The organism is Megasphaera paucivorans (assembly GCF_900103535.1).
GTDB classification, from domain to species: Bacteria; Bacillota; Negativicutes; order Veillonellales; family Megasphaeraceae; genus Megasphaera_A; species Megasphaera_A paucivorans.
The window spans coordinates 60,279-78,561 of sequence record NZ_FNHQ01000003.1 but is presented as its reverse complement, the minus strand read 5'-3'; the positions used below and the strand labels follow the sequence as shown (position 1 = coordinate 78,561).

At 38.8% G+C, this 18,283-nt stretch carries 17 protein-coding genes; 15 read left to right on the top strand and 2 right to left on the bottom strand.

What is annotated here, in order from left to right; translation table 11 throughout:
• The first annotated feature begins 20 nt into the window (after nucleotides 1-20).
• Both BLR11_RS02360 and fucO read left to right on the top strand, forming a co-directional pair.
• Nucleotides 21-1,955: a sigma-54-dependent Fis family transcriptional regulator gene (locus BLR11_RS02360; protein ID WP_091647854.1), complete on the top strand. Its 1,935-nt coding sequence runs from the start codon at nucleotides 21-23 to the stop codon at nucleotides 1,953-1,955.
• Nucleotides 1,956-2,206: 251 nt separating this feature from the next.
• Entirely contained in the window at nucleotides 2,207-3,358 is a 1,152-nt protein-coding gene (fucO, locus tag BLR11_RS02355; protein WP_091647852.1) for a lactaldehyde reductase, read from the top strand.
• 97 nt (nucleotides 3,359-3,455) lie between these two features.
• Here fucO and BLR11_RS02350 read toward each other — a convergent pair whose 3' ends face one another.
• Complete coding sequence (locus BLR11_RS02350) at nucleotides 3,456-4,121, bottom strand: metal-dependent hydrolase (protein WP_091647850.1); 666 nt, start codon at nucleotides 4,119-4,121, stop codon at nucleotides 3,456-3,458.
• Nucleotides 4,122-4,130: 9 nt separating this feature from the next.
• Nucleotides 4,131-4,532, bottom strand: a complete 402-nt coding sequence (locus tag BLR11_RS02345; protein ID WP_245675056.1) for a hypothetical protein — start codon at nucleotides 4,530-4,532, stop codon at nucleotides 4,131-4,133.
• 152 nt (nucleotides 4,533-4,684) lie between these two features.
• On the opposite strand from BLR11_RS02345, the gene BLR11_RS02340 reads away from it, so the two are divergent.
• The 13 genes from BLR11_RS02340 to BLR11_RS02280 all read left to right on the top strand — a co-directional run bounded on the left by BLR11_RS02340 (nucleotide 4,685) and on the right by BLR11_RS02280 (nucleotide 18,018).
• Nucleotides 4,685-5,173 carry a tRNA (cytidine(34)-2'-O)-methyltransferase gene (locus tag BLR11_RS02340; RefSeq protein WP_091647847.1) on the top strand — a complete coding sequence of 163 codons (489 nt, stop codon included), beginning with the start codon at nucleotides 4,685-4,687 and terminating at the stop codon, nucleotides 5,171-5,173.
• Between the two features lie 11 nt (nucleotides 5,174-5,184).
• Nucleotides 5,185-5,535: a YlbF/YmcA family competence regulator gene (locus BLR11_RS02335; RefSeq protein ID WP_245675055.1), complete on the top strand. Its 351-nt coding sequence runs from the start codon at nucleotides 5,185-5,187 to the stop codon at nucleotides 5,533-5,535.
• The gene (gene murB / locus BLR11_RS02330; protein ID WP_091647843.1) at nucleotides 5,525-6,457 is read left to right on the top strand and encodes a UDP-N-acetylmuramate dehydrogenase; all 933 of its coding nucleotides are present in this window, start codon (nucleotides 5,525-5,527) and stop codon (nucleotides 6,455-6,457) included. The genes BLR11_RS02335 and murB overlap by 11 nt, the downstream gene beginning before the upstream one ends.
• Nucleotides 6,458-6,649: 192 nt before the next feature.
• Entirely contained in the window at nucleotides 6,650-8,458 is a 1,809-nt protein-coding gene (gene typA, locus BLR11_RS02325) for a translational GTPase TypA (RefSeq protein ID WP_091647841.1), read from the top strand.
• Nucleotides 8,459-8,635: 177 nt separating this feature from the next.
• Entirely contained in the window at nucleotides 8,636-10,021 is a 1,386-nt protein-coding gene (locus tag BLR11_RS02320; RefSeq protein WP_091647839.1) for an ammonium transporter, read from the top strand.
• Between the two features lie 50 nt (nucleotides 10,022-10,071).
• Nucleotides 10,072-10,467 (top strand): P-II family nitrogen regulator, encoded by a 396-nt coding sequence (locus BLR11_RS02315; RefSeq protein WP_091647838.1) that lies wholly within the window; start codon nucleotides 10,072-10,074, stop codon nucleotides 10,465-10,467.
• A 173-nt stretch (nucleotides 10,468-10,640) separates the two neighbouring features.
• Nucleotides 10,641-11,522: a DMT family transporter gene (locus tag BLR11_RS02310; RefSeq protein ID WP_091647836.1), complete on the top strand. Its 882-nt coding sequence runs from the start codon at nucleotides 10,641-10,643 to the stop codon at nucleotides 11,520-11,522.
• A 260-nt stretch (nucleotides 11,523-11,782) separates the two neighbouring features.
• Entirely contained in the window at nucleotides 11,783-12,160 is a 378-nt protein-coding gene (locus tag BLR11_RS02305; protein WP_091647835.1) for an ArsR/SmtB family transcription factor, read from the top strand.
• A complete protein-coding gene (gene arsD, locus BLR11_RS02300; RefSeq protein ID WP_245675054.1) occupies nucleotides 12,144-12,524 on the top strand; it encodes an arsenite efflux transporter metallochaperone ArsD in 381 nt (126 codons plus the stop codon). The genes BLR11_RS02305 and arsD overlap by 17 nt, the downstream gene beginning before the upstream one ends.
• Nucleotides 12,525-12,538: 14 nt before the next feature.
• Nucleotides 12,539-14,290 carry an arsenical pump-driving ATPase gene (arsA, locus tag BLR11_RS02295; RefSeq protein ID WP_091647832.1) on the top strand — a complete coding sequence of 584 codons (1,752 nt, stop codon included), beginning with the start codon at nucleotides 12,539-12,541 and terminating at the stop codon, nucleotides 14,288-14,290.
• Between the two features lie 121 nt (nucleotides 14,291-14,411).
• The gene (gene arsM, locus BLR11_RS02290) at nucleotides 14,412-15,698 is read left to right on the top strand and encodes an arsenite methyltransferase (protein WP_091647830.1); all 1,287 of its coding nucleotides are present in this window, start codon (nucleotides 14,412-14,414) and stop codon (nucleotides 15,696-15,698) included.
• A complete protein-coding gene (gene arsB, locus BLR11_RS02285; protein ID WP_091647828.1) occupies nucleotides 15,679-16,740 on the top strand; it encodes an ACR3 family arsenite efflux transporter in 1,062 nt (353 codons plus the stop codon). Before arsM ends, arsB begins: the two co-directional genes overlap by 20 nt.
• 288 nt (nucleotides 16,741-17,028) lie before the next feature.
• The gene (locus BLR11_RS02280) at nucleotides 17,029-18,018 is read left to right on the top strand and encodes a DUF5677 domain-containing protein (RefSeq protein ID WP_091647827.1); all 990 of its coding nucleotides are present in this window, start codon (nucleotides 17,029-17,031) and stop codon (nucleotides 18,016-18,018) included.
• Nucleotides 18,019-18,283: the final 265 nt, after the last annotated feature.

The following is an 18,283-nucleotide window of genomic DNA, read 5'->3' as shown; positions in this document are numbered from 1 at the left end:
CGTTGTAGGGAGTGCATAACATGAAAATAGGTGAAGCAAAAGCTGTGTGGCAAAAATTTATGTCTGATGGTACCTTAAATGAAAAGATGCAGCCTGCTGTTGCACGGTCTTGGTTAAAGTGCCGGGAGATGAGAGTAAATCCATATAGTGATAATGTTACACAGGTAGATGATATCGTCTTTCAAAAGGTATTGAAGAAAAACAAAGAATTGATTCGAATAGCAGCCCCTATTATACAAAGTGTATACCAAATTATTAAAGAGTCACACTTTTTACTGGTATTAACTGATAGGGATGGGTATGTTTTAGAAACAATCGGGGATGATTCTATCTTAAAAAGGTCCGAAAACATATTGTTTCATAAGGGAGCTGTATGGACTAATCTGGGAGTAGGAAGTAATGCACCGGGAATTGCATTGGAATATGACATGCCGATTCAAATGAATGGCCCGGAACATTATTGTATGTCTCAGCATGGATGGACTTGTTCCGCGGCGCCGATTCATGGGTTGAACGGTCAAGTAATCGGTTGTCTGGATTTGTCCGGTGCTGTGGAAGCCGCTCATCCGCATACACTGGCACTTGTTGTAGCCGGCGCGTTTAGTGTGGAAAGTATGCTGGCAAGTTATCATCAGTCGCTGCTTATGCGTTCAGCAGCCAACGGACTACACGAATCCATCCTTTTGCTCAATGATACATTTCAATTGCGATGGATAAATAATACAGCAAAAAAGGAATTATCGATTTGTTTTCCTAAAATGGCAATGATTGATTTTAGAAGTGTTATGCCGGATGTAGATTGGAATAGCGTTATAACGATGCAAAAGGAAAATGCACCGTTATATATAGATGACATGCGTTTTTTTATTAAGGGAAAAGTGCGGCGTTTTAGTGCTACTATTTCATTAACCGTAAATACGAGCGGACGGACAATCACCGTGATTCTTCGTAAGCAAGAACATCTTATACGGTCAGTGAATCGTGTGTCCGGAAATCAAGCTGCATATAGCTTTGACAATATTTTTACTGCGGATACCATGATGAAACAAGTGATAGAAAGAGCACGGCAGTATGCCCGATATGATGGAAGCATCCTCATAGAAGGTGAAAGCGGTACGGGAAAAGAACTATTTGCTCAAGCCATTCATACGGGAAGCTGTAGAGCAGAAGGACCTTTTGTTGCGGTAAATTGTGCTTCTTTGCCGCGGGATTTGATAGAAAGTGAACTTTTTGGCTATGAAAAAGGAGCTTTTACAGGAGCTCTCAAGGAAGGGAATCCGGGAAAATTTGAATTAGCCGACCATGGTACGTTGTTTCTTGATGAAATCGGAGAAATGCCATTGGAATTTCAGGCTAAGTTACTGCGAGTGGTTGAAACATTGCAAGTTCGCCGTATTGGCGGTAAAGAGGAAAAAAAACTGGATGTGCGTGTTATTGCCGCGACCAATCGCAATTTAAAGAGACAAGTCCGGTTAGGGTTATTTCGCAGTGATCTTTATTATAGACTCAATGTATTGAGATTAGATATTCCGCCTCTGCGGGAACGTCCAGATGATGTAGAATTTTGTGCCAATCGATTTTTGCAGCGGTTTAATTTGCGATATCCGGATAGAAAAAGAAAATTTTCTGCAGATTTTTTATTATCTCTAAAACACTACGATTGGCCCGGGAATGTCAGGGAACTGCAAAATAGTATTGAAAGAGTTTTTTACACGAGCGAGTCTCCGGTGATTTCATCCCATGATTTTTGCTATGTTATGGATGATGTTGCTGCAGTCGTACCGAGTGAAACAAGAGAAGAAAGCGAAAAACAGACATATGTACGTATTCTTAAAAACTCCGGGGGCAATGTAGCCGATGCTGCTCACCGTATAAGCGTGAGTATACCTACCTTTTATCGTATTTGTAAGCAATATGATATAATACCAAAAAAAATACGGCGGGGCTTAGAATGACAGTCAGATTTAAAATTATCATATGTATCATATGTATCAATAATTTTGATAAATTTGATACATATGATTGACATGAAAAATCACAGAAAAGAAGCTTTTATTGACTAAATAGGGTGAATAATAAAACATATTTCCATTATAGAGAGAAAATAGACAAATAAAAAAATAGATTTGATGAATATATCGCTTTTTGGCACAGTTATTTCATACTAGATAGTATAGTTCTTTTTTATAAAAGGAGGCATACTAGTATGAGTAACAGAATTACGTTAAATGAAACTTCATATTTTGGTGAAGGTGCTATTCAGGAAATTATTAATGAAGTGCAAAATCGCAGGTTAAAAAAAGTCATGGTTGCAACCGATCCCGATTTATTAAAATTTAAAGTTGCCGATAAAGTGACAGATTTACTGGATAGTGCGGATATTGATTATGTTGTATATGATCATATCAAAGCCAATCCCACGATTCAAAATGTACAAGAAGGTGTTGATTTTTGCCGGATACAACAAGCTGATGTTATTGTTGCTATTGGCGGAGGTTCTTCTATTGATACGGCAAAAGCTATTGCTGTTATTATGACAAATCCGGATTTTTATGATGTCCGCAGCTTAGAAGGGGCGTCACCGACCAAAAATAAGGCAATGCCGATTATTGCTGTTTCGACGACTAGCGGAACAGCGGCAGAAGTTACTATTAATTATGTTATCACAGATGTGGAAAAACATCGCAAATTTGTTTGTTCAGATCCTCATGATATACCGGTTGTTGCGATTATAGATCCGCAGATGAGTGCTTCCATGCCTGCCGGTCTTTGTGCCGCTACGGGAATGGATGCATTAGTTCATGCCATTGAAGGATACATTACGAAAGGAGCCTGGGAATTAACTGATATGATGCATTTAAAGGCTATTGAAATGATCAGTAAATGGCTGCGCCAATCGGTAGAAGGTGATATGAAGGCACGTGAAGAAATGGCAATTGGCCAGTACATTGCAGGTATGGGATTTTCTAATGTTGGCTTGGGGATCGATCATTCCATGGCACATCCATTAAGTGCTTTTTATGACATTCCGCATGGGGTTGCCTGTGCTGTTTTATTAGCGCCGGTATTAAAATTTAATGCATCGGCGACAGGGGAACGTTATCGCGAAGTGGCACGGGCTATGGGGGTGTCCGGAGTAGATGACATGAGCCAGGAGGAATATCGACAGGCCTGTATAGATGCTGTGCAAAAATTGGCGGATGATGTTCATATACCGCGGCAGCTTCGTACACTGGGAGTTAAAGAGAAAGATATTGATTTTCTTGCTGCATCAGCGATTGCTGATGCTTGTACACCAGGTAATCCAAGAGATGTTGTCAAGAACGAAATTATTGAAATTTACAAATCCATTTTGTGAATTTTGATTAAGTAAAATAATATAATATTTTCATTAATATATAAACGGAACAATTCCCCTGATCCATGAATGAATCAGGGGAATTGTTCCGTTTTAATCAAAATTCATAGGTTGTGCCGGGCGCGATGATTTGGACTGGAATATGGAAATTTTTTTCAACTAAATTTTTATATTCCATAGGATCCTTGTCAATGATCGGCCATGTTTTATAATGAATGGGAATCACTAAACCCGGTTGGATCCAAGACGCTGCAATGGCAGCATCTTCAATGCCCATTGTGAAATTGTCGCCAATAGGAAGAATCGCGTAATCAATAGGTGAAAAGCGGCTATGGAGTTTCATGTCTGAGTATAGCCCCGTGTCACCGGCAAAGTAAATAAGCTTATTATTTATTTGAATGATACAGCCGCATGCGAGCCCGCCTGCTATACCGGAACCATGAAGAGCGGGGGTCAGGCGGATATAGCCAAAAGGAAAAAAAGCTTTGCCGCCAATGTGCATGGCATGCGTCTTACAGCCTGCATTTGCAGCTTTAGCAGCTACTTCTGCTGTGCTGATAATGGTAGCGTTGTTGGTTTTAGCTATGATTTCAGCATCTCCGTAATGATCGCTGTGGGCATGAGAAATAAAAATGTACTGACAGCAAATAGATGCCGGATTAATTGATGTCCAAGGATTATCCGTAATAAACGGATCAAATAAAATGGCGGTATTCTTTTCTGTAAGTAAAAAAGCGGAATGTCCGTAATAGGTAAATTTCATAATGTTGCCTCATTTTTTTAATGCATGGTACCATTTATCGAGTCCTTCTTTTGGAAAAGCCCCTTCCATGGCAGTATCCAATTTTTTATGTAATTCTTTTTCATCTTTTAGTGGGTAGATGTCTTTATAATCAGTATAAATATCCCAGAAATCTCTCATATGGAGGTTAGCATACGTATCTCCGTATACTTTAAAACAAGAAGAACACAGCGTAATAAAAACCGCTTCTTCATCGTGCTGACGAGCATCGTCCAGGCCGCAGCAGCGAGTATATAAGTGAATAGTACCAAATAGTTGATGTAAATAATCATATAGCTGAGACACTGTCTGCGGTTCCAACTGCAGCAGCTTACAGCCTGGAGCGAAATAAATCGGCCATTGTGCAATATTGTCTCTGTTTTCCATATCCATGATGAACACCTCTTTCTTAATATATACTTTCCCTAATACCTATATTAAAACATATTTGAAGATAAAATTCAATTAAACAATATTATCTATGCATCTCTGTCACTTGAAGGACATGAAAAAATCTTGTACAATGTTACAGGAGAGTGATGATTATGCATATTGTTATGGTGGAACCGGAAATTCCCGGCAATACAGGAAATATCGCACGGTTATGTGCAGCTAATCATATTATGCTGCATTTAGTTAAACCATTAGGATTTTCTTTGGAGAATAAGTATTTAAAACGAGCAGGATTAGATTACTGGCCGTTAGTTGATGTAAAAATTCATGAAAATTTTGAAGAAGTGCAGAAAAAATACGAAGGTCACCGATTTTTTTATTTGACGACTAAGTCGGAACAGTGTTATGCTGATATCCGGTTTGAAAAAGATGATTTGCTGGTTTTCGGCAAAGAAACTAAGGGACTGCCGGAACGGTTACTTAAACAGTACCCCGAATTTTGTTTTCGGATTCCCATGGCGGATAAGGCTCGTAGTTTGAATTTATCTAATTCTGTTGCTATTGTTTCCTATGAAGCGCTGCGTCAATTAGATTTTCCCGATATGTCTAAATGCGGGATTGGCATTAAAAATTTGAAATAAAGGGGAAATAAATGATGAATATATATGATAAAGCCCATGAACTGGCAAAAGCTATTCGTGAGTCGGAAGAATATAAGGCTCTGGTAGATGCGGGAAAGGTTCTTTCCACAAATGAGACATCGAAAAAAATGGTTCAAGAATTTCTCATAAAACAAGTGCAGTTGGAATATGCCGGGGCAATGGGGGGACAACCTGATAAAGCCAAGGTAGAAGAACTAAATAAATTAGCAGAAGTTATCAAAGGAAATAAAATGGCCGTTGATTATTTGCAAGCGTATAGGAAATGGCAGACTTGTGCCGGCGATGTATTAAAAATCATTCAAGAATCTATGGCTGAAGGAATGAGTATCCTTGATAAATAAGTATGCGTTTACAAGTTTTATTTCACAATTGAATGCGATCATTCCCGGTGAACGGCTGTTGATAGATGAGCCGATGAGCCGGCATACGACATTTGCCGTAGGCGGACCTGCCGATGTGCTTGTCCTTCCTCACACTGTTCAGGAACTGGCGGTAGCCATACGGTCAGCAAAAGAGCTGTTGCTTCCCTTGACGGTTTTAGGGGGCGGGTCTAATGTTTTAGTGCTAGATGGCGGAATACGCGGTGTAGTTATTCAACTTAATGAGCTAAATAAGGTATTGCAATGTGATGGTTTATTACTGCGGGCCAGTTCAGGGCTTATGCTGGGAGATGTTTGCGCATTTGCGCAGCAAAACGGTCTGGCGGGAATTGAATTTGCCTGTGGGATTCCGGGAACCTTGGGCGGCGCTGTGTTTATGAATGCTGGTGCGTACGATGGTGAAATGAGCAAAATCGTTTCCCGAGTCCAAGCAATCAATGATGCCGGAATCGTTCACACATATGATGCGGCAGAACTTGAATTTTCATACCGGCACAGCAGATTTCAACTGACACAGGAAGTGATTGTTGAAGTGGAACTTGCACTTACGGCAGATGATAAGGCGGCAATTGCTGAACGCATTGATGTGCTTATGAGCCGTCGGCGCAGTAAGCAGCCATTGGAAATGCACAGTGCAGGAAGCACATTTAAGCGGCCAGCCGGACATTTTGCCGGGACCTTGATCGAACAAACAGGACTTAAAGGATTTTCTGTCGGTGATGCCCAGGTATCAACAAAACATGCCGGGTTTGTTGTTAATATGGGGCATGCTTCGGCCGAAGACATATTAAATTTGATTCGAGAAGTACAAAAACGGGTGCAATCTGCCCATGGAGTGTGTTTGGAACCAGAGGTCCGGGTTATTGGCGAATCGAGAAAATAATTCTTGGAGTATACGATAGTGAGTATGCAATATAAGTTTATTCGGTAAAAGAAAGAGGGTCTATTTTTATAGAGCCTCTTTTTCTGTAAAAAAATAGTAGTCAACATCCGGTTCATGTGATATAATTATTAAGTTACAATTTAATCTATTATAATCTATTTATAGTGTTAGTTAACAGGAGAGGACTGCAGGATGGAACGTAAGGATATACGTAATATAGCGATTATTGCCCACGTCGATCATGGTAAAACAACCTTAGTCGATGCTATGTTGAAACAGAGCCATGTTTTTCGTGCTAATGAAAAAGTAGCTGAACGCGTGATGGACTCTGGTGATATTGAACGTGAACGTGGCATTACAATTTTGTCTAAGAATACATCGGTTATGCATGAAGGTGTGAAAATTAATATTGTTGATACTCCGGGGCATGCCGATTTTGGCGGCGAAGTTGAACGAGTATTAAATATGGTTGATGGCGTATTGCTTCTTGTCGATGCATTTGAAGGACCTATGCCGCAGACAAAGTTTGTGCTGCGAAAAGCGTTGGAACAAAAATTAAAACCCATCGTTGTCATTAATAAAATTGATAAACCGGATGCTCGTGTTGAAGAAGTAGAAGACGAAGTGTTGGAATTATTTATGGAACTGGAAGCAGATGATGATCAACTTGATTTTCCTGTCATTTATGCTAACGGACGTGATGGCATCGCTAAAGCACATATGGAGGACGAAAGTGATAATTTAGAACCTCTTTTTAAATGTATTATTGAAAACTGTCCGTGCCCTAAAGGAGATCCGGAAGGTCCCCTACAATTTATGGTGACAACACTTGACTATGATGATTACGTTGGGAAAATTGCGATTGGACGTATTGTACGCGGCAAAATGAAAACAAATCAGCAGGTTGTTATTACAGATGGTGAAAGCCAGCGTAAAGCAAAAATTGGCCGGGTATATACATATGAAGGATTGAAGCGATCTGAAACAGAAGAAGTTTACATGGGAGAAATAGCGGCTATTGTTGGTATTGAAGATATCAAAATTGGGGAAACGGTGGCAGATCCATTAAACCCGGAAGCTTTGCCTACTATCGACATTGATGAACCGACATTGTCTATGGTTTTCTATGTGAATGATAGTCCTTTTGCCGGACAAGAAGGAGATTTTGTAACCAGCCGCCATCTGCGTGATCGGCTTTTCCGCGAAGTACAAACCAATGTTAGTCTGCGTGTAGAAGAAACGGACAGTGCAGATGCGTTTAAGGTATCTGGACGCGGGGAACTCCATATTGCAGTTCTTATAGAAGAAATGCGCCGTGAAGGGTATGAAATGCAGATTGGTAAACCCAGTGTCATTCTTAAAGAAATCAACGGCCGTAAATGTGAACCATTGGAACAATTGACAATTGATGTGCCTCAGGAATTTATGGGGGCTGTTATGGAATCACTGGGGACTCGTAAAGCTGAGCTGGTAAATATGGTAGATCTTGCAGGATATACACGCTTGGAATTTATCATTCCAGCCCGAGGTCTTATTGGTTTCCGTTCGGAATTTCTTACCGGTACGAAGGGAAACGGCATTATGTACCATGTTTTTCACGGATATGCACCTTGGAAGGGCGAAATTCCTGGACGTACACGGGGATCTCTGGTTGCATTCGAAACAGGAGAAACAACAGCCTATGGTATTTTTAACCTCCAGGATCGTGGAACCATGTTTATTCAGCCGACCAAGAAAATTTATTTAGGTCAAATTATCGGCGAAAGTAATCGTGATGTGGATATTGATGTCAATCCTTGTAAAAAGAAACATTTGAGTAATACACGTTCTTCCTCTGCCGATGAAGCATTGCGTTTGGTTCCGGCACGGGTTATGAGTTTGGAACAATCCTTAGAATGGATTAATGATGATGAATTGGTTGAAGTAACACCGAAAAGCATACGTTTGCGTAAAGCTATTCTTGATCAGCATGATCGTAAAAAGGCAGCTCGTAATAAATAAAAATGAATTTGCGGTGAAAACATTAATGTATACAAAAAATATTTATTGACAGCCGCAAATATTTAATGTAGAATGAGCTTAAATTTAATTTAACTGGCAATGAAGCCCCTGTATTTGTTAAACACAAATACAGGGGCTTTATTATTTCCGGTGAAGTAAATTTAGAGGGGGAATACTATGAATACTTTAGTCGAAAAAATCAGGGGTATTTTGGCATTATCATTTATTTTTGCTTTAGCTGCCGTACCAGCCTTGGCTGCCGATGGAGCTTCTGCCATTGATACGGGCGACACGGCATGGGTGCTGATTTCAGCAGCACTGGTCATGTGGATGACCCCGGGCCTTGGCTTATTTTACGGGGGGATGGTACGGAACAAAAATGTATTGGCTACGATTATGCAGAGTTTCTTTATTGTTTGTTTCGTTTCTGTATTATGGATATTGGTAGGGTATTCACTGGCATTTGGACCAGACCACGGAGGCTTGATTGGTGGATTGGACTGGATTGGTTTCCAAGGTGTTGGAATGGAACCGAGTGCAGATTATGCTAAAACGGTGCCGCATCTGGCTTTTGCTTGTTTCCAAATGATGTTTGCCGTGATTACGCCTGCTCTTATTACAGGGGCTTTCGCAGAACGTGTAAAATTTTCGGCATTTGTTCTTTTTACTGCTCTTTGGAGTCTTTTTGTATATTCTCCGGCGGCACATTGGGTTTGGGGCGCCGGCGGCTGGCTGGGAGCTCTTGGCTGCCTTGATTTTGCAGGAGGTACGTGTATTCATATTTTATCCGGTGTTTCCGGCTTGACAGCATGTTTGTATATTGGTACACGTAAAGGGTACGGAAAAGAAGCTATGATACCACATAATATGCCTATGACTGTTCTTGGCGCTGCGATGCTTTGGGTAGGCTGGTTTGGTTTTAATGCCGGCAGTGCACTAGGGGCGAACGGCCTGGCAGCTAATGCGTTTGCCGCTACTCAGGTAGCTGCCGCCGGTGCAGCTGTTTCATGGGTAGCCGTGGAAGCTATTGTTCATGACAAACCGACTGTTTTAGGCGGAGCTTCCGGTGTTGTTGCCGGATTAGTTGCAATCACTCCTGCTGCCGGTTTTGTAACACCCTTGGCAGGTCTTGTTATTGGTCTGGTTGCAGGTGTCTTATGTTTCTTTGCTGTTGCTGTTGTAAAACAGCATTTTGGATATGATGATTCTTTGGATGCATTTGGTGTTCATGGTGTAGGTGGTTTGTGGGGAGCTATTGCAACGGGATTGTTTTGCACTACTATGGTCAACCCGGATGGAGCTAATGGCTTATTTGCCGGTAATGCTGCACAGGTTGGCATTCAAGCAATCGGCGCTCTTTCCTGTATCGTTTTCGGTATTGTTATGACACTTATCATTCTTAAAATTGTGGATACTCTTATCGGAATCAGAGTAAGTCCTGAAAAGGAAATTGTTGGACTTGATGTTACAGAACATGGTGAACGTGGATATGTTATGATGGATAGTTTTGGTGCCATGATTGCATCGACAAATCATCCGTCGGTTACCAAAAACAAGTCGTAGTGCACGACATATAGTTTGGCCATGTACGGATTGGTGAATGGAGGAATATTATGGGGCAGATCAATAAAATAGAAATCATTACAAGACCGGAAAAACTGAATGATTTAAAAGAAGCGATGTATGCTATCCGCGTTACCGGTATGACTGTCATGCAAGTCTATGGCTGCGGTCTTTCACATGGTTATACGGAAATATACCGTGGGCAGGAAATGTCGATTAATTTATTGCCAAAAATAAAAGTAGAGATCGTAGTGAGTGAAATACCTGTTGAAAAAGTGATAGAAGCAGCGGAAAAAGCTTGCCGCACAGGTCATATTGGCGATGGAAAGATTTTTGTTACTACTGTTGACAATGCAATTCGTATCCGAACCGGTGAATCCGGTGTTGATGCGATACGTGACCGAAATGATGAAACAGATATTGTAAATTCGATCATAAAAGAATAAAATACTGTTTTTCGGTGTTAATTAGTAATAATTAACTGGCAGAAGGAAGAGACGGGAGGGAAAATACCCTTTTTTCTCTTCCTTTTGCGTTTATTATTTTGGCCGGTATACGTTGACGACGAACACAAAAATAAAGTAATATAACAAAAAAGATATATGGGAAGGAGCATGGCATGAACCGGAATTACATAAAGTTTTTAGCGGCAGTACTACTGTTTGGTTCCAATGGCATTATTGCCAGTTATATTGCGCTGGATAGTTATGTTATTGTTCTAAGCCGTATGGTTATGGGAAGCATATTTCTGTTGCTGCTGCTGATGTGGCGACAGCAAAAAATATGGACGGGTCCTCCGAGAAGGGTATGGGGCAAACTTATATTAGCCGGATTAGCGCTGGGTGGAAATTGGCTGTTTCTGTATGAATCATATACGCAGATAGGCGTAAGCTTGGCAACACTTGCTTGTTATAGTGGTCCTGTGATGGTACTTCTATTGTCCGTACCGTTATTTCATGAACGCATTACTGTAATAAAAGCGGCAGGAATGGTGACGGTCATCGCGGGAATGCTGTGCGTCAATGGTGTCAGTGTGCAATCACAGGGAGTATCATGGGGACTGATGAGCGGTATATTATCCGCGGTATGTTTTGCTCTGCTGGTCATTATTAATAAAAAGATGAAGGGAGTGGATGGATTAGAAGGGACTCTTTGTCAATTGCTCATAGGAGGTGTAATGGTCGGGGCAGTAACGTTTAGCATGCATCCGCAGATAGGAGTACTTTCATTGGAAAGTGTACTGGCTGTTATCGTACTGGGTGTTATCAACACGGGAATCGGCTGTTATCTGTATTTTTCGGCTATGCAATATTTACCAGCTCAAACTGTGTCGATTTTTGGGTATTTAGAACCGTTTTCTGCATTGATTTTTGCTGCAGTTTTTTTGGGAGAGATATTATCATTGCTGCAGATTTTAGGAGCGGTTTTGATTTTAGGAGGCGTTGTTTTTGCCGAATTATGTCCGTTGTTTCATAAGAAACGCATACGATTTGACGAATGACTTTATCCGAAAGCATAGAGCTGTGAAATAAAAAAACAGGAAAATTTATACTTGTATGTTACATGCAAAAGGTTCTGCTCTGGAGCAGAACCTTTTTTGTTACAGCTATCTATTTAGTGCGGTTTTTATATCTATTGGTATTGATATTTGTTAATGTATGTTGAATATACTTAAAATAGTTGCTTGCATTTCTAAAAAAAATGGTATATTATATTCGTATAAACGATTATACAAATATACAATAGAGAAAAGGTGAAAATATGGAAGAAAAATTGATAGATGAATTAAAAGCACTATCAGATGAAACTCGTTTGCGAATTTTAAATCTATTATATGAAAATGAACTTTGTGTTTGTGTTATAATGGAACTTTTGCAAATTACGCAGGCCAAAGCAAGCCGCCATCTTATTTATCTCAAGAATGTTGGTTTAGTAAAAGATAGAAAACAAGCACAGTGGTCTTATTATTCCATGCAAAAAGATAAAAAAGAGAAATTTCTGGACAGCTTAGTTTATGATAAATTGCGAACAATTAAATTATATCAAAAAGATATGGATAATCTGCATAAGTGGATACAGGAAGAAAACAACGTTTGTGATAATTCTATTAAAGGAGTGAGTAATGATGAAAAAAATTGAAATTTTTGAACCGGCAATGTGTTGTTCGACAGGGGTATGCGGTCCTTCCGTGAATCCAGAATTAATCCGGGTGGCAGCAGTTGTTGAAAATTTAAAAAAAGAAGGAATTCATATTATAAGGCATAATTTGTCTTCTGAACCGCAGGCATTTGTACAAAATACAATTATCAATACAGTACTGAATGACAAAGGAATGGAAATACTTCCGGTAACTATGGTGGACGGCGCGATTGTTAAGGAAGGTGGGTATCTTACCAATGCGGAATTTGCGGAATATCTTCAGGTGGGTATTGATATAGTACAATCAAAAACGGATACGGTACAGAATTCCACCTGTAATTGTGGTTCGGACGATTGTTGTTAAGGAGGAATGTGGCTATGAAAATAGCATTATATGATCCGGCGGAAACAGCAGCAACGAAATATCTATTTTTTACAGGCAAAGGTGGTGTGGGAAAAACTTCTATTGCCTGTGCGACTGCGGTATCATTGGCGGATGCAGGGGAAAAGATACTGCTTGTCAGTACGGATCCTGCCTCTAATCTTCAGGATGTATTCGGTATCCCGTTGAATGATGCGGGTGTTGCTATTGCGGATGTCCCACGTTTGGTTGTTGCCAATCTGGATCCGCTGACGGCTGCTGCGGAATACCGGGAATCAGTGATTGGTGCATATCGCGGAAAATTACCGGATTCTGCCATTAAAAATGTAGAAGAGCAGCTATCTGGTTCTTGTACGGTGGAAATTGCAGCATTTAACGCATTTTCTGAATTTTTGACAAATGCGGAAAAAGCAGAAGAATTCGATCATATTATTTTTGATACGGCACCGACTGGACATACGCTCCGCATGCTCCAGCTTCCGTCTGCATGGAGCGGTTTTATCAGCGAAAGCAAACATGGGGCTTCTTGCCTCGGACAACTGTCCGGTTTAGAGGATAAAAAAGAAATGTACAAGAAAGCGGTTCATACGTTGGCAGATAACCGTCTCACTACGATCATCCTTGTTACCAGGCCGGAAACGGCACCGATACGGGAAGCACAGCGGGCTTCTCATGAACTGGAAGCATTAGAAATCCGTAATCAAGTGCTTGTAATAAATGGTCTTTTGGAAACATATGATGCAAATGATACAGTTGAAACCGCTTTATTTAAAAAACAACAAGAGGCATTGCAGGAAATACCCCAGAGTTTAGTAAGACAATCTGTCACGATGGTACCGTTGCGCGCGTATAATATTACTGGGTTGGATAATGTCAGACATCTGCTTTCCTATTCCGGACATACCCCTGTTGTGTCCACTTTACAGCATTCAAATGCGTACACGCTTTCGGATGTAGTAGATGAAATTGAAGCGTCAAATAAAAAAGTAATCTTTACAATGGGGAAAGGCGGAGTCGGAAAGACGACAATCGCAGCGGCTATCGCTCTGGGACTGCATCGTAAAGGGAAAAAGGTGCGTCTTGCTACCACGGATCCGGCTGATCATTTAAACCTTGTCATGGGACAGGAAAAAGATATATCTGTCAGTCATATCAATGAAAAGGGCGAATTGAAGAAATATCAGGAAGAAGTACTTGCGAAAGCACGCCAGACTATGCCGGAGGATGATCTTGAATATGTCAAGGAAGATCTTAGGTCGCCGTGTACACAGGAAATCGCCGTATTTCGTGCATTTGCCGATATTGTTGCAAAGAGTCGGGACGAAATCGTTGTACTGGATACAGCACCGACAGGACATACGATCCTTTTACTGGAATCTACCCAAAATTACAATCAGCAGATAGAAAATTCCGGGGGAGCTGTATCGGATGCAGAAAAAGAATTGCTTCCCAGATTAAAAGATCCCAATGAAACCGAAGTTATTATTGTAACACTTGCAGAAACGACTCCGTTTTATGAAGCAAAGCGATTATTGGATGATCTAAAGCGGGCAGGGCTTGCCGTAAAATGGTGGGTAATCAATGCCAGTTACTCAATGGCAGACACAAAAAGTGATTTTTTGAAGGCAAAAGCCGCAGCTGAATTGCAATGGATCCATGAAGTAGATAACATATCCGATGGTCAATATGCGGTTATTCCATGGAAACCGTTTGAAGTAAAAGGTGAAAAATTGTTGGAATTGTTATAATCTCAATTCTAAATTAAATACTGTATCTATTATTAAACACAAGGATTTGTAGTGAAATAAATTTGATTTATCACATAAACAATATTTTTACGTTGATTTAACAACATGAGGAGAAAATATTATGAAAGATAATGAATTGCGAGAGGTTGTTCGTGAAAAATATGCTAAGGCAATAGTGGGTGCGAATCGTGTATGTTGCGGTGATTCATGCAGCAATGATTCTAAAAATACGATTACGGGCGGGTTATATTCAACAGAGGAGATACAAGGATTGCCGCAAGACATGATAGCTGCTTCTTTTGGTTGCGGCAATCCTACGGCATTAGGTTCCTTGCATGCTGGAGAAACTGTACTTGATTTGGGAAGCGGTGCTGGGCTGGATGTATTGCTTTCTGCACGTCGAATTGGTCCATCCGGTAAAGCATATGGACTTGATATGACAGATGAAATGTTGGCTGAAGCTAACGCTAATAAAAATAAGGCTAATATAGCCAATGCCGAGTTTTTAAAAGGATATATTGAAGAAATTCCTTTGCCGGATGGAGAAATAGATGCTGTTATTTCTAATTGTGTTATTAATTTGTCAGGAGATAAGGATCAAGTTTTTAGAGAAATATATCGAGTTCTCAAGCCGGGAGGACGCATAGCTGTATCTGATATTGTTATTACAAAACCATTACCTGATACTATAAGACGTGATTTATTTTCATGGGCTGGGTGCATATCCGGTGCGTTATTACATACAGAATATGAAAAAAAATTAAAAGAGGCAGGGTTCGAAAACATTGAAGTTCGAACAACTCGAACGTATGATTTAACAGAACTATTTATGCAACAGCGAGTATCATCAAACATAACGAACGAAATTGAAGAATGGAATGGGGCATTGATTAGTGCATTTATTCGTGCAAAAAAACCTGCGCAATCTTTAGTAGAGGGGGCTGATTTCAATATTAAAATTGCTGAACAAAAAGATTTTCCACAAATATATAATTTGTTAGAGCATAGTGGATTACCTGTTAGTGGAGTCAGTGATGATACGGGAAAATATTATATTGCACAAGGTACTTCTATTATGGGAGTATTGGGTTTTGAAATTTACAATGATGTTGCTTTGTTGCGTTCATTGGCCGTTTGTCCTAAGTTTAAAAAATCAGGGATTGCCAGTAAATTAATACAGTATGTTCTAAATATATTGAGGGAACAAAGATGTAAAGGAGTTTACTTATTAACTAATACAGCGGAAACTTATTTAAGTAGATATGATTTTATCTCCATATCGCGTGATGCTGTACCAGTTGATATTTTAGAAACATCTTCTCTGGGAAATATATGTCCTAAAACTAGCACTTGTATGTATTTGAATTTGAGTAAGGAGAAAAAATACGATGGGAATACAAAAAAATAGGTTATCTTTTTTAGATAGATTTCTTACACTGTGGATTTTTATTGCTATGGGATTAGGTGTAACTTGTGGCTATTTATCTCCTAATTTAGCAGAATCATTAAGTGCTTTTAGTACAGGGACAATATCATGGCCCATTGCAATAGGTCTTATCGTTATGATGTATCCACCGCTTGCTAAAGTTAAATATGAAGAAATTGGGAAAGTCATAAAAAATAAAAGAATATTTGTGTTTTCACTTTTTCAGAATTGGATTATAGGTCCTGTTTTAATGTTTATTTTGGCGGTATTATTTTTGGGCGATATGCCCGGATTTGCTATCGGATTAATTGTCATTGGATTGGCAAGGTGTATTGCAATGGTCATTATATGGAATACACTTGCTAATGGGGATAATGAGTATTGTGCGGCGCTGGTAGCACTCAATTCTATTTTCCAAATTTTGTTATATGCGGTGTATATATATTTATTTGTGACACTTATTCCCGCATGGTTGGGCATGTCTTGGGGAGAGCAGAATATTACAATATCAATGATAGATGTAGCTAAAAGTGTGTTAATCTATCTAGGAATCCCGTTCGTTGCAGGATTTTTTACAAGATTTGGACTTATACGAGCAAAAACACAAAAATGGTATGAACAAGTTTTTATACCTACAATTTCACCGTTGGCTTTAATTGCGTTGTTGTATACCATTGTTATTATGTTTATGACCAAAGGTAGTGAAATTATTGATAATCCGATAAATGTTGTTCGTATAGCTATCCCGCTTTTAATTTATTTTGTGATTATGTTTTTTTCTAGTTTTTATATATCATATAAAGCAAATTTTAAATATGAACAAACAGTCACTTTAGCATTTACTGCTGCCAGTAATAATTTTGAATTAGCTATTGCAGTCACTGTGGCTGTGTTTGGTATTGCCTCTGATCAAGCTTTTGCGGCTGTAATTGGACCACTGATTGAAGTACCAGTTATGATTGGTTTAGTGAATGCAGCGACCTATTTAAAACGAAAATATTATAATATAAATGGAATCGAATAATTGAAGAAAAAATAAGAAATACTATTTTAAGATAGGCAATGTTTGACCGTAAGATTTTTTATTGATCAATACATGAGAGCTTAATTGAATAATAAGAGTAGTAAAAAGCTGTTATACTATATACAGTAGAATTATGTAAATACTACTACAAGTAATGAGTTTGCATAGGTCTATGATTCAATGTCTCTTTTCTGGATAGCCGTCACTTGATGCAGTGGCGGCTTTTTAATTGGTAGTGTAAATTTAGTTGTTTTTGTGATATTATCTCTATAAAGAGGCGATATTTTAATGACACGAGAACAAATGGATAATCTCGAAGCTTATGGAAATTTATCAGCAAAAATATTAAAAAACTGTATACGAGAATGTGAACGTATAGGAAAGATTTTCTTGGATGAATATAAAAATAGACAGAGCAAAACTGATCAGAAGTTAATTACAGAAGGTGATGCACTATTTCTTCATTTTTTTAAAGAATGGACAGATTTATTATATGGAGTACAAATTCTTTGTGGTAATAATCTTCATCGTAATGCAATACCTACAGTGAGAACCATGTATGAAGTATTTTTACTAATGAATTATTTAATGGTTGATGAAGATGAAATAAATATTAAAGCAAAATGTTATTCCGTATTTTCTGTTTGGAAAGGAAGAAGAGATATTCAAAGAGGTAATCGGTACGCACAAGATCATCCCGATGTCGTAATAGATGTTTTATATAATACTGAAGCTACTTATGAAAAAGTTAATCGACTTTTTGAACAGTTTTCGTCCAATGTAAGTACAAAATTGATAAAAGACACGATTGAAGAATTAAACAATGCTGCGAAAGATAAATTTTATGGTCCGTGGTATTTTGTTTTTGAATATTTAAAAGATCATAGAATTAAAAGGTACTCCTTGCGACAAATGAGTATTATGTTAAATGAACGGCTAAATGGTGATTTGTTCTTTGATGATAGTCTTATGTTTATGTATGATCAATTATATGATTTTATGCCTCAATATATACATGGGGCGAGTTTTTTAGATATAGTAAATACAGATATTAGTGACAATTTTTTTTCTCCAACATGGTATTCTAAAAATGGGTTTTTATTGATTTCTTTAATACAAGTAATGTTTTTTGAAATAATCACAATAATATCAAGAAAATATTTTTATGGATCAGAAGGAGAATGGAACTCTATTGAAAAATTAGATATATCGGCTCTTGATGAAAAACAACATAAAATTTTACAGAAGATATGTGAATTAGATAAGCAGTTGTCTTAAACTGTTTGTAAATTTAAAATAGTAAGCGGAATGATTGGGGTGATAAGCAGGAAACTGAGGTTACCGGTAAAGATGGCGGTCTCATCAATGTATGTAATATGAGTGATGAGGATGCTGATAAGCGTATTGCGGAATTAGAATCAAAGAAAAAGCATTGATATTTTGATGATTATTGTATATTCATACATTAATATACCTAGTATAACGGGATTGATAACATAAAGTTGTCAGTTCCGTTTTGTGTTTATGCAAAATAATTACAAAG